Here is an 11,772-nt window from a genome sequence, read left to right on the forward strand (position 1 = left end):
TAGGTGGCGTCACCCGCGCCTCCCTCGTCGCCCGGGCCCCGTGCCCCGGCGTCAGGGCCTCGGCAGCGACCCCAGACCCTGCGCGGCCCGGTAGCGCTCGCCGACGGCGGGTCGCAGGTCGGCCGCGAAGGAGGCGCTGGTCGCCGGAGCCCAGGACGGTCGCGTCCCCGACAGGGCCCAGCCCGCCTGCCGTGCCGCACCGTCGGCGACGTACTCGCCGGGCTCGGGCACGACCACGGGCAGGTCGAACACCTGCCGCGCGACTTCTTGCACGGCCGGGTTGAGGGCCGCCCCGCCGATGAGCAGGACCCGCGTCGCCTCGACGCCCTGACGGCGGACCGCGGCCGCACCGTCGGACAGCGCCGACAACATGCCCTCGACGGCGGCGCGGGCCAGGTTCTCGCGGGTCGAGCTCGCCAGGGTCAGGCCCGAGAGCGTCGCGGTGGCGTCGGGCAGGTCGGGGGTGCGTTCGCCCTCGAAGTAGGGCACGAGCGTGACGCCACCCGCGCCCGGCTCGGCCGCGAGGGCCAGGCGGGCCAGTTCGTCGTGGTCGACGCCGAGCAGCCCGCCGATCGACGACAGCACCCGGGCCGCGTTCAACGTGGCGATCAAGGGCAGGTAGCCGCCCGCGGCGTCGGCGAAGCCGGCCACCGTGCCGCTGGGGTCGGTCACGGGCCGGTCGGTGACGGCGAAGGCCGTGCCGCTGGTGCCGATGCTGATGACGAGGTCGCCGACCGTGGCGTCGAGGCCGAGGGCCGCGCCGGCGTTGTCGCCCGCACCGGCCCCGACCACGATGCCGGTGGGCACGGGGCCGTCCGCGACCGTCGTCCCGGCCGCCCGGTCGGCCTGCAACACCCGCGGCAACACGATGCGGTCGTCGTCGCCCGCGGGGGAGCCGGTGGCCTCGCGTGCCCCGCGGCCGAAGGCGTGCTCGAACAGGTCGAGGTCGTACGCCTCGTCGGTGGGGCTCCAGTACGAGGTGCCGCTGGCGTCCGAGCGGTCGGTGACCAGGGCGTCGAGGTCGGGTCCGAGCGGGCTCTCGTCGGCAGGGCCGAAACCGAGGAGGCGCCAGGTCAGCCAGTCGTGCGGCAGGGCCACCGCGGCGACTCGCGCCGCGTTCTCGGGCTCGGCGTCGCGCAGCCAGCGCAGCTTGGTCGCGGTGAACGACGCGACGGGGACGGAGCCCGTGCGTCGGGCCCACTCGTCGGCCCCGAGCTCGTCGATCAGGTCGCGGGCCGCCGGGGCGCTGCGGGTGTCGTTCCAGAGCAGGGCGTCGCGCACGACGCGTCCCTCGGCGTCGAGGGCGACGAGGCCGTGCTGCTGACCGGCGACCGAGAGCGCGGCGACGTCGTCGAGTCCTCCGGCGTCCGCGATCGCCGCGAGCAGTGCCTCCCACCAGGCGGCCGGGGGTACCTCGGTGCCCTCGGGGTGCCCTGCCGACCCCTGCCGGACGAGTTCGCCCGTCGAGAGATCACGGACGACGACTTTGCAACTCTGGGTCGATGAGTCGACCCCGGCGACGAGACTCATGGGCACAGTTTGTCGTACGTGACCACAAATGGCCACCGGGGGTGTTCCGTGGGTCTCGCGCCGCGCCTCCTCGGCGGGTCCCCGACCGTCCGGGCGGCCCGGACGAGCCTGTCGGTAGACTCAAGTGCACCTCACCCGGTGCGTTCCCCGACATGAGGAGAAACCCATGCCAGCAGTGGTGATCATCGGAGCCCAGTGGGGCGACGAGGGCAAGGGCAAGGCCACCGACCTGTTGTCGAGCCGCATCGACTACGTCGTCAAGTTCAACGGCGGCAACAACGCCGGCCACACCGTGGTGATCGGCGACCAGAAGTACGCGTTGCACCTGCTGCCCTCCGGCATCCTCTCGCCGGGCGTCACGCCCGTCATCGGCAACGGCGTCGTCGTCGACATCGAGGTCCTCTTCGACGAACTCGACGCGCTGATCGCGCGCGGCATCGACGTCTCCCGGTTGCGGGTCAGCGCCAACGCGCACGTCATCACGCACTACCACCGCACCCTCGACAAGGTGACCGAGCGCTTCCTCGGCAAGCGCCAGATCGGCACCACCGGTCGGGGCATCGGCCCGACCTACGCCGACAAGATCAACCGCGTCGGCATCCGCGTGCAGGACATCTTCGACGAGGGCATCCTGCGGCAGAAGGTCGAGGCGGCCCTCGACCAGAAGAACCACCTGCTGGTCAAGATCTACAACCGTCGCGCGATCGAGGTCGACGAGGTCGTCGAGTCGCTGCTGTCGTACGCCGAGCGACTCAAGCCGATGGTCGCCGACACGGCGCTCGAGATCCACCAGGCGCTCGAGGCCGACAAGACCGTCCTCTTCGAGGCGGGCCAGGCGACCATGCTCGACGTCGACCACGGCACCTACCCGTTCGTCACCTCGTCGTCCGCCACCGCAGGAGGCGCCTCGACCGGTTCGGGCATCGGGCCGGGCCGGATCGAGCGCGTCATCGGCATCGTCAAGGCGTACACGACCCGTGTCGGCGCCGGGCCGTTCCCGACCGAGCTCTTCGACGCCTCGGGCGAGTTCCTCCGGGCCAACGGCTTCGAGTTCGGCACGACCACGGGCCGTCCTCGCCGCTGCGGCTGGTACGACGCCCCGATCGCCCGCTACACGGCGCGCATCAACGGCGTCACCGACTTCGTGCTGACCAAGCTCGACGTGCTGACCGGTCTCGAGACGATCCCCGTCTGTGTCGCCTACGACGTCGACGGCGTCCGCCACGACGAGGTCCCCGTCTCGCAGAGCGACTTCCACCACGCGACGCCGATCTACGAAGAGTTCCCCGGCTGGACCGAAGACATCACCGGGGCCCGCGACTTCGACGACCTGCCGAAGGCCGCGCAGGACTACGTGCTCGCCGTCGAGGCGATGAGCGGTGCCCGCATCTCGGCGATCGGCGTGGGCCCGGGCCGTGACGCCATCGTGCAGCGTCACGACCTGCTGGGCTGAGCCGCGCTACCACACTCACCCGCCACCGAGCCAACTCCCAGAATCTAGGTATGGTCTTCTCCTCATGACACTCGACATCGCCTACACCGCCATCGCCCACGCCACCGGTGGCGGTCGTGACGGCCACGTCCGCAGCGAAGACGACCGACTCGACTTCGACACGCGGCCCCCCAAAGAACTCGGTGGCTCCGGCGAGGGCACCAACCCCGAGCAGCTGTTCGCCGCGGGCTTCGCCGCCTGCTTCCTCAGCGCCATGCACGGCGCGGGCAAGAAGCTCGGCGTCGACACCAAGGACGCCGAGGTCTCGGCGAGCGTCGGCATCGGCGGCAACGGCGAGGGCGGGTTCGGCCTCGCGGTCGAGCTCGACATCTACACCCCGAACGTCGACCCCGAGCGTCGTCAAGAGCTCGCCGACGCCGCCCACCACGTGTGCCCGTACTCGAACGCCACGCGCGGCAACGTCGAGGTCACGCTCACGCTGGTCGACTGAACCCACCCGGGCCGACCCGGCCGTGAAGGAGGCGCGTCCTGCGAGAGCGGGACGCGCCTCCTTCGTGCGTGGGCGGTCCGTCGGTGGTCTCACCGACGGGCGCGCCGATAGGGTCGGGGCATGGCACTCGACAGTCCTTTCGGGGCGGACAGCCCCCTCAGCTCGGCCGACCAGGGCGCGATCGACGAACTCGCGGGCATCCGCCAGAGCATCGACAACATCGACGCCGCCCTCGTCCACATGCTCGCCGAGCGGTTCAAGTACACGCAGTCCGTCGGCCTGCTCAAGGCGGCGGCGGGCATGCCGGCGAGCGACCCCGAACGTGAGCGCGTGCAGATCCAGCGCCTGCGCCGCCTGGCTGAAGAGGCCCGCCTCGACCCGGCCTTCGCCGAGTCCTTCCTGAACTTCATCGTCGCCGAGGTGATCCACCACCACGAGCGCATCGCCGCGGGCGACGACCCGACGGCGGGCCGCGCGTGAGCGACCCCGACCCGTCCGCCCCGACGCGCCTCTACGTCGGCTCGTACACCGCGGTCAGCGGTGGCCACGGCGTCGGCATCACCGTCCTCGAGCGGTCGCGGGCCGACGGGCGCTGGCAGGCCGGGCAGGTCGTCGAGGCCGACGACCCGTCGTTCCTGGTCGTCACCGAGGGGGCGTTGCACGCCGTCGCCGAGACGAACGAGGGCCGTGTGCTGTCGTACACGATCGCGGCGGGCCGCCTGGTCGAGGCCGGCGTCGCCGCGTCCGGCGGTGCCTCGCCCTGCCACATCGCGCACGACCCGGCCTCGAACGCCCTGCTCGTCGCGAACTACGTCGGCGGCACCTTCGGGGTGTTGAGCTCCGAGGCCACCGATCCCGCGCGCGTCACCGCGACCGTCGCGCTCCCGTCGGGCTCCGGCCCGGTCGCCGATCGCCAGGGCGGGCCGCACGCCCACCAGATCGTCGCGACGCCGTGGGGCACGCATCTGGTCAGCGACCTGGGCACCGACCGACTGATCGAGGTCGCCGTCGACGTCGTCACGCTCGAGCCGTCGATCGTCGCCGTCCACCCGATGCCCCCCGGCTCGGGCCCGCGACACCTCGCCTGGCTCGGCGACGACCTGCTCGTCGTGGGCGAGCTCGACGCCCGGCTGTACGTCGTCCGCCGCCAGGGCGACGAGCTCGTCATCCCGTACTCGGTGGCGGTCGTCGAGGGCGAGCCGAACGAGCGGGGCGACCTCCCGTCGCACCTGGCCGTGCACGGCTCGCGGGTCTACGTCGCCACGCGCGGCCGCGACACGATCAGCGTGCTCGAGACCTCGGTCGACGCCGAGGGCGGCTCCGACGGTGGCGAGCCGTCGCGGCTCCGCCTGGTCGGGCAGGTGCCCTGTGGTGGCGACTGGCCTCGACACTTCGCCATCGCCGACGGCCTGCTCTACTGCGCCAACCAGGGCTCCGACACCGTCTCGGTGCTGCCGCTCGACGAGACGACCGGTCTGCCCGGCGCTCCCGTCGACCTGTTCACCCTCGGCAGCCCCGCCTGCATCGTCGCCGTCTGACCGGGCCGCAGGAGGCGCGGGTCAGCGTCGCGGCACGAGCCGCTGCAGCACGGCGATGACGTCGTCGATCGACGTGTCGTGGCGCGGGTCGCCGCCCGAGTCCACCGGTGAGAAGGGCCGCGGCGTGAAGTAGAGCCCGTCGGACACGAGCGACACCACCCGGGCGACCGCGGGGTCGCCGACGGCGTCGAGCACGACCTGGTGCCAGCGGGACTGCATGGCGGTGAGGGCCTCGAGCGCCCGGGGGTGGCGTCCGCTCGACGCGAGGTTCGAGACGGCGGTGATGCAGCGGTCGAGCGGGTCGTCGGCCGGGATGGCCGCGGGTGACGAGGTGCGGACGAAGTAGTCCACGACGCCCTCCGGTGCGCTGGTCATCGCCGCGACGTCGTCGTCGAGCAGTGCGGTGAGGCGGTCGACGAGGGCGTCGACCAGTGCCTCGCGCGTGGGGAAGTGGTAGAGCAGGCCGCCCTTCGAGACTCCGGCCGCAGCGGCCACGGCGTCGAAGGTCGCGGCGCGTTCGCCGTCGTCGACGACGAGCGTCTCGAACGTGTCGAGCATCGATTCCCGGGCTGACGGTCGAGGGCTCATTCTGTTACTGTACCGTCTGGACGGTGTAACTGTACCGTCCGGACGGTCGGCACGCGCGCCTCCTGCCCTCGTCGGGCCGCCGACGCGCGGCGGTGGCGCACCGTCGACCGACCCGCCGCTCCACCGACCGCGAGAGAACGCCATGACCCGCCCCGCCACCGTCACCGCCACGACCCCGACCGGCGTCCCGCCGCGTGCCGGCCGACGACAGTGGGCCGCGCTGGTCGTGCTCATGCTGCCGGTGCTGCTCGTCTCGGTCGACAACACGGTGCTGAGCTTCGCGCTGCCCGAGATCTCGACCGCCCTGCAGCCGAGCGCCGCAGGTCAGCTCTGGATCGTCGACGTCTACTCGCTCGTCCTCGCCGGCCTGCTCGTGGCCATGGGGTCGATGGGCGACCGGTTCGGGCGCCGCAAGCTGCTGCTGATCGGTGCGAGCGGATTCGCCGTCGTCTCGGTGCTCGCAGCGTTCTCCACGAGCGCCGAGCAGCTCATCACGGCACGAGCCGTGCTGGGCTTCTTCGGCGCGATGATCATGCCGGCGACCCTCTCGCTGCTGCGCAGCACCTTCCTCGACCGAGAGCAGCGCCGGCTCGCGATCGCCGTCTGGGCCTCGGGCTTCGCCGCCGGGTCGGCCCTCGGCCCGATCGTCGGCGGCGTGCTCCTCGAGCACTTCGCCTGGGGTTCGGTGTTCCTCATCGCGGTGCCCGTGCTCGTCCCCCTGCTGATCGCCGGCCCGCTGCTGCTGACCGAGAGCCGCGATCCCGCGCCGGGGCCCGCCGACCCGTTCTCGGTGCTGCTGTCGCTCGCGGCCATGGCGCCGGTCGTCGCGGCGATCAAACTGCTCGCGACCGACGGCTTCGTCTGGCCCGTCGCCGCCCTGGCCGTGGTGGGAGTGGGCTCGGGCTGGCTGTTCGTCAGGCGCCAGCTCGCCCGCCCGCGTCCGCTGCTCGACGTGCGGCTCTTCACGAACCCGGTGTTCGCTGGCTCGGTCATGGTCAACCTGCTCGCCGTGGTGGCGCTCGTGGCCTTCCTGTTCTTCACGACCCAGCACCTGCAGCTCGTCGTGGGGTTGCGGCCGTTGCAGGCCGCGCTGACGCTGGTGCCCGGCCTCGTCGTCATGATCCTCGCCGGTCTCGGCGTCGTGCGGGTCGTCCGGTGGCTGCGCCCGCGCACCATCGTCGCGATCGGCCTCGCCTCCGCCGCGCTGGCCTACGGGGCGGTCTTCGCCACCGGCGCCGGGGCCCCGGTGGTCGTGTTCGTCGTGGCCTTCGCCTTCGTGGGTCTGGGCGTGGGCGCTGCCGAGACGATCTCGAACGACCTGATCATCGCGGCGGTGCCCGCGAACCGGGCCGGGGCGGCCTCCGCCGTGTCCGAGACCGCCTACGAGGTCGGCGCCGTGCTCGGCACCGCGGTGCTCGGCAGCATGCTCACCGCCATCTACCGGGGTGCACTCGTCGTCCCCGCCGGCGTCCCCGCCCAGGCCGGCGAGGCCGCCCGCGAGACCCTGGGAGGCGCGGTGGCGGTCTCCGACGGGCTGCCCGAGTCGCTCGCCGGGCCCCTGCTGCGCGCCGCCACCGACGCCTTCGACCAGGGCCTCGTCGCCACGGCCGGGGTCGGGGCACTGGTGATGGTCGCCGCGGTGGTGGTCGCGCTCACGACCCTCCGCCGCGCCTCCTCGGCCGACTGAGGCCCGGGCCGTGCCGGGCCACCCCGGCACGGGTGGACCGACCCTGCCGCCCGGCCCGCGCGGCCCTCCTGCCCACGGGTAAAGTGTGGCGAGCCCCCCGAGACGCCAGGAGAACCATGCCCCGCACCGTCAGACTCGCCGCCATCCCCGGAGACGGCATCGGCCCCGAGGTCGTCGCCGAGGCGCTCAAGGTGCTCGAGGTCGCGGCGGGCGACGACGCGGCCTTCGACGTCACGACGTTCTCGCTCGGTGCGGCACGCTACCTCGAGACGGGCGACATCCTCACCGACGACGACCTGTCGGCCGTCGCCTCGCACGACGCGATCCTGCTCGGCGCGGTGGGGGGAGACCCCCGCGACCCGCGGCTGGCCGGGGGCATCATCGAGCGCGGGCTGCTGCTGAAGCTGCGCTTCGCCCTCGACCACTACGTCAACCTGCGGCCGACCAAGGTCCATCCCGGCGTCGCCTCGCCCCTCTCGGCGCCCGGCGAGGTCGACTTCGTCGTCGTGCGCGAGGGCACGGAGGGCCCCTACGTGGGCAACGGAGGCGCGCTGCGGCAGGGCACGCCGCACGAGATCGCGAACGAGGTCAGCGTCAACACGGCATACGGCGTCGAGCGCGTGGTGCGCTTCGCCTTCGAGAAGGCCCGCAGCCGTCGTGGTCGCCTGACCCTCGTGCACAAGACCAACGTGCTCGTGTTCTCGGGCAGCCTCTGGCAGCGCACCGTCGACGCCGTGGCCACCGAGTACCCCGACGTCGCCGTCGACTACCAGCACGTCGACGCGGCCACCATCCACCTCGTGGTCGATCCCTCCCGATTCGACGTCATCGTCACCGACAACCTCTTCGGCGACATCCTCACCGACCTCGCCGGCGCCATCAGCGGCGGCATCGGGCTCGCGGCCTCGGGCAACCTCAACCCCGACGGCGCCTTCCCGAGCATGTTCGAGCCCGTGCACGGCTCGGCTCCGGACATCGCCGGTCAGCAGAAGGCCGACCCGACGGCGGCGATCCTCTCGGTCGCGCTCCTGCTCGACCACCTCGGCCTGTCCGACGCGGCGGCCCGCGTCACCCTGGCCGTCGACGCCGACATCGCCGACCGCGCCTCGCGTGACGCGTCCGTCCCCGCCCGCCGCACGGCCGAGATCGGCACGGCGATCGCCGACCGCGTGCGCACCCTGTCCCCGTCTGCCTCCGCCTGAAGGGCATCATGACCACCACCGACAACGTCTCCGCCCCGACCGACGACTCGGCCGACTTCCCGCTGCAGTTCGAGCTGACGCCGTCCGAGACGGCTCGCGACGACGCCGAACGCGAGACGATCCTCAGCGATCCCGGCTTCGGCAAGCACTTCACCGACCACATGGTGACCATCGAGTGGACCCTCGCCGACGGGTGGCACGCGGCGTCCGTCCACCCGTACGGTCCGCTGCAGCTCGATCCGTCGGCGTCGGTGTTGCACTACGCGCAAGAGATCTTCGAGGGCATGAAGGCCTACCGGCACGCGGACGGCTCGGTCTGGTCGTTCCGGCCGGACGCCAACGGTCGCCGCCTGCAGCGCTCGGCCCGCCGACTCGCGCTGCCCGAGCTCAGCACGGACGACTTCGTCGAGTCCGTCCGCCAGCTCGTCCGGGCCGATCTCGGGTGGGTGCCGTCGGCCCCCGAGACGAGCCTCTACCTGCGACCGTTCATGATCGCCACCGAGGCGTTCCTGGGGGTCCGGGCCGCGCACGAGGTGTCGTACCACGTCATCGCGAGCCCGGCCGGCGCCTACTTCAGCGGCGGCGTCTCTCCCGTCTCGATCTGGCTGACCACGAACTACGCCCGCGCCGGCAAGGGCGGCACGGGTGCCGCCAAGACCGGCGGCAACTACGCGTCGTCGTTGCTTCCCCAGCAAGAGGCCTACGAGAACGGCTGCCAGCAGGTGCTCTTCCTCGACTCGTCCGAGAGCAACTACATCGAAGAACTCGGCGGCATGAACGTGGTGCTCGTCAAGAAGGACGGCACCCTCGTCACGCCCGACAGCGACTCGATCCTCGAGGGCATCACGCGCGACTCGATCCTCGAGCTGGCCGAGGCCCGGGGGCACCGCGTCGAACGCCGTCGCGTGACGATCGACGAGTGGAAGGACGGCGTCGAGTCCGGTGACATCGTCGAGGTCTTCGCCTGCGGCACGGCCGCGGTCGTCGTCCCCATCGCCGAGCTCAAGGGTGAGGGCATCCACATCGGGTCGCCTGCCGCGTCCGGCGGCGAACTGACCATGTCACTGCGTGAAGAGCTGACCGACATCCAGTACGGCCGGCGTCCCGACGTCCACGGCTGGATGACTAGGCTCGACGCGTGAAGATCGCCCGTTTCGCCACGCCCGGAGAAGACCCCCGCTACGGCATCGTCGACGAGCGCGAGCTCATCGTCCTCGCCGGTGACCCGATGTACAGCGGGTACGAGACGACGGGCGAGCGGGTGTCCCTGCGTCAGGCCAAACTGCTGGCGCCGGTCATCCCGCGCTCCAAGGTCGTGGGGGTCGGCCTGAACTACCAGGACCACGCCGACGAGCTCGGCCAGTCCGCGCCCGAGGCGCCCGTCCTGTTCCTCAAGCCCAACACGACGGTCATCGGCTTCGGCGACTCGATCCAGCTGCCGCCCGACGTCGGCCGGGTCGACTTCGAGGGTGAACTCGCCATCGTCATCGGCTCGATCGCCAAGCGCGTGAAGGCCGAGGACTACCAGGACGTGGTCTTCGGCTACACCGTGGCCAACGACGTCACGGCCCGCGACGTGCAGAACGCCGACGGCCAGTGGACCCGCGCCAAGGGCTACGACACGTTCCTGCCGCTCGGGCCCTACATCGAGAACGAGTTCGACTGGGCGGACGCCACCATCGAGACCCGGGTCGACGGCGAGGTCATGCAGCGTGAGTCGACGATGCAGATGATCCACAAGATCCCCGAGCTGATCGAGTACGTCACCGACGTGTTCACCCTTCTGCCCGGCGACGTCATCCTGACCGGCACGCCCGCCGGCATCGGTCCGTTCACGTCGGGCCAGACCGTCGAGGTCGCGATCTCGGGCCTCGGCTCGCTGATCAACCCCGCCAAGAACCGGGTCTAGGTCCGTCCTGTGAGCCCCGGCGCCGTCGACACGCCCTCGCCCGCGCGTCCGGTGCCGGGGCTCCTCGTCGCCGGGGCCGCGTACGGGGTGGCGTGGGGCCTGCATCTCGTGCTGCCGGCGGTGCCCGTCCTGACCTGGTGCGTCCTGCTGGGCATCGCCGTCGCCCAGGTCCGGCCCCTCCGTCCGGTGCTCGACGGCAGCTGGAAGCCCGGACTGACCCTCGCCTCCAAGAGACTGTTGCGCATCGGCGTCGTGTTGCTCGGCCTCCAGCTCAGCCTGATCGATGTCGCCGGTCTCGGGTGGGTGACGGTCGTCGTGGTGATCGCGATCCTCGCGATCACCTTCGGCGTCACCTACCTGCTCGGCCGATGGGCCCGACTCCCCGGCGACCAGCCCCTCCTGCTCGCGGCCGGCTTCTCGATCTGCGGGGCGTCGGCCATCGGGGCGATGAGTGCCGTCACCCGAGACCGGGGCAAGGACGCGGCGACCCCCGTGGCCCTCGTCACCTTGTTCGGCACGCTCGCGATCGCCGTCCTGCCCCTGGTCGGCGGGTGGGTCGGTCTCACCGACCTCGAGTTCGGAGCCTGGGTCGGAGCGAGCGTCCACGACGTCGGTCAGGTCGTCGCCACGGCGCAGACCGCCGGAGCGGCCGCACTCGCGATCGCGGTCATCGTCAAGCTCACGCGGGTGCTGATGCTCGCGCCGATCGTGGCGATCACGTCGACCGTGGTCCGCCGACGGGGTGACGGCGCCGGCACCCGGCCGCCCATCGTGCCGTTGTTCGTCGTCGGCTTCGCCGTCGCGGTCGTCGTCCGGACGGTGGTGCCGGTCCCGGAGGCGCTGCTCGCCACCGCGGGGACGGTCCAGTCGGTCATGCTCGGGCTCGCGCTCGTCGGCCTCGGGTCGGGCATCCGCCTCGAGCGCCTCGTCCGCACCGGTGGCCGCGCCTTCCTCGTGGGCCTGGCCTCGTGGATCGTCATCGCCTCGGTGTCCCTGGGCGCCGTGCTCGTGCTGCCCCTGGGGTAGCAGCCCCGTCCCCCCTCGGGACGTCACCGCGACACGCCCGGGATGCGGCACGTTTGGCCATACCCGTCAGGGGCTGCGTAAAGTAATCACTCGTCACCCCAAAGGTGCGGCGGAGCGAAGCTTCCCCGGCCCTCAAGCGGGACCAACTTCCAAGTCCTCGAGTTGCTTCACAGCCTCGGACCAAGCGAGTTGCGAACACTGATCAAAGTGATGTAGAGTTACGGCTCGTTCCGCAAGGGACATCGGCACGGACTCAACATCGTCGGTCAGTGCAAAAGGTTATAGAACAGCTTCGGGCGATGGTCTTCATGGGCCGGGTTTCGGGTGCGTTTGGTCCTTGAGAACTCAA

At 71.7% G+C, this 11,772-nt stretch carries 11 protein-coding genes; 9 read left to right on the forward strand and 2 right to left on the reverse strand.

Annotated elements, in window-relative coordinates; genetic code table 11:
• Nucleotides 1–51: 51 nt before the first annotated feature.
• Nucleotides 52–1,530, reverse strand: a complete 1,479-nt coding sequence (locus tag SZ60_RS01820; RefSeq protein ID WP_043593157.1) for a xylulokinase — start codon at nucleotides 1,528–1,530, stop codon at nucleotides 52–54.
• A gap of 166 nt (nucleotides 1,531–1,696) precedes the next feature.
• On the opposite strand from SZ60_RS01820, the gene SZ60_RS01825 reads away from it, so the two are divergent.
• The 4 genes from SZ60_RS01825 (at nucleotide 1,697) to SZ60_RS01840 (ending at nucleotide 5,011) form a co-directional block, all read left to right on the forward strand.
• Nucleotides 1,697–2,983 carry an adenylosuccinate synthase gene (locus SZ60_RS01825; protein ID WP_043593159.1) on the forward strand — a complete coding sequence of 429 codons (1,287 nt, stop codon included), beginning with the start codon at nucleotides 1,697–1,699 and terminating at the stop codon, nucleotides 2,981–2,983.
• 64 nt (nucleotides 2,984–3,047) lie between these two features.
• Nucleotides 3,048–3,473, forward strand: coding sequence for an organic hydroperoxide resistance protein (locus SZ60_RS01830; RefSeq protein ID WP_043593160.1), 426 nt, complete (start codon nucleotides 3,048–3,050; stop codon nucleotides 3,471–3,473).
• Nucleotides 3,474–3,593: 120 nt separating this feature from the next.
• Nucleotides 3,594–3,953 carry a chorismate mutase gene (locus SZ60_RS01835; RefSeq protein WP_082059779.1) on the forward strand — a complete coding sequence of 120 codons (360 nt, stop codon included), beginning with the start codon at nucleotides 3,594–3,596 and terminating at the stop codon, nucleotides 3,951–3,953.
• On the forward strand, nucleotides 3,950–5,011 hold the full coding sequence (locus SZ60_RS01840) for a beta-propeller fold lactonase family protein (protein ID WP_043593161.1): 1,062 nt from the start codon (nucleotides 3,950–3,952) through the stop codon (nucleotides 5,009–5,011). Before SZ60_RS01835 ends, SZ60_RS01840 begins: the two co-directional genes overlap by 4 nt.
• A 21-nt stretch (nucleotides 5,012–5,032) precedes the next feature.
• On the opposite strand, the gene SZ60_RS01845 is transcribed toward SZ60_RS01840, so the two are convergent.
• The gene (locus SZ60_RS01845; RefSeq protein ID WP_043593162.1) at nucleotides 5,033–5,599 is read right to left on the reverse strand and encodes a TetR/AcrR family transcriptional regulator; all 567 of its coding nucleotides are present in this window, start codon (nucleotides 5,597–5,599) and stop codon (nucleotides 5,033–5,035) included.
• Nucleotides 5,600–5,741: 142 nt separating this feature from the next.
• Between SZ60_RS01845 and SZ60_RS01850 the strand changes: the two genes are divergently transcribed.
• The 5 genes from SZ60_RS01850 to SZ60_RS01870 all read left to right on the forward strand — a co-directional run bounded on the left by SZ60_RS01850 (nucleotide 5,742) and on the right by SZ60_RS01870 (nucleotide 11,423).
• Nucleotides 5,742–7,286, forward strand: coding sequence for an MFS transporter (locus tag SZ60_RS01850; RefSeq protein WP_043593163.1), 1,545 nt, complete (start codon nucleotides 5,742–5,744; stop codon nucleotides 7,284–7,286).
• A gap of 116 nt (nucleotides 7,287–7,402) precedes the next feature.
• The gene (locus tag SZ60_RS01855; RefSeq protein ID WP_043593165.1) at nucleotides 7,403–8,488 is read left to right on the forward strand and encodes a 3-isopropylmalate dehydrogenase; all 1,086 of its coding nucleotides are present in this window, start codon (nucleotides 7,403–7,405) and stop codon (nucleotides 8,486–8,488) included.
• An 8-nt stretch (nucleotides 8,489–8,496) separates the two neighbouring features.
• On the forward strand, nucleotides 8,497–9,630 hold the full coding sequence (locus SZ60_RS01860) for a branched-chain amino acid aminotransferase (RefSeq protein ID WP_043593167.1): 1,134 nt from the start codon (nucleotides 8,497–8,499) through the stop codon (nucleotides 9,628–9,630).
• On the forward strand, nucleotides 9,627–10,397 hold the full coding sequence (locus SZ60_RS01865; RefSeq protein ID WP_043593169.1) for a fumarylacetoacetate hydrolase family protein: 771 nt from the start codon (nucleotides 9,627–9,629) through the stop codon (nucleotides 10,395–10,397). The genes SZ60_RS01860 and SZ60_RS01865 overlap by 4 nt, the downstream gene beginning before the upstream one ends.
• Nucleotides 10,398–10,406: 9 nt before the next feature.
• Complete coding sequence (locus tag SZ60_RS01870; RefSeq protein ID WP_043593171.1) at nucleotides 10,407–11,423, forward strand: YeiH family protein; 1,017 nt, start codon at nucleotides 10,407–10,409, stop codon at nucleotides 11,421–11,423.
• Nucleotides 11,424–11,772 lie beyond the last annotated feature (349 nt).

The organism is Frigoribacterium sp. MEB024, from assembly GCF_000878135.1.
Lineage (GTDB): Bacteria > Actinomycetota > Actinomycetes > Actinomycetales > Microbacteriaceae > Frigoribacterium.

Coding starts and splice junctions, on each gene's coding strand:
- SZ60_RS01820 (WP_043593157.1), bottom strand. CDS start 1,530: ATGAGTCTCGTCGCCGGGGTCGACTCATCGACCCAGAGTTGCAAAGTC.
- SZ60_RS01825 (WP_043593159.1), top strand. CDS start 1,697: ATGCCAGCAGTGGTGATCATCGGAGCCCAGTGGGGCGACGAGGGCAAG.
- SZ60_RS01830 (WP_043593160.1), top strand. CDS start 3,048: ATGACACTCGACATCGCCTACACCGCCATCGCCCACGCCACCGGTGGC.
- SZ60_RS01835 (WP_082059779.1), top strand. CDS start 3,594: ATGGCACTCGACAGTCCTTTCGGGGCGGACAGCCCCCTCAGCTCGGCC.
- SZ60_RS01845 (WP_043593162.1), bottom strand. CDS start 5,599: ATGAGCCCTCGACCGTCAGCCCGGGAATCGATGCTCGACACGTTCGAG.
- SZ60_RS01850 (WP_043593163.1), top strand. CDS start 5,742: ATGACCCGCCCCGCCACCGTCACCGCCACGACCCCGACCGGCGTCCCG.
- SZ60_RS01855 (WP_043593165.1), top strand. CDS start 7,403: ATGCCCCGCACCGTCAGACTCGCCGCCATCCCCGGAGACGGCATCGGC.
- SZ60_RS01860 (WP_043593167.1), top strand. CDS start 8,497: ATGACCACCACCGACAACGTCTCCGCCCCGACCGACGACTCGGCCGAC.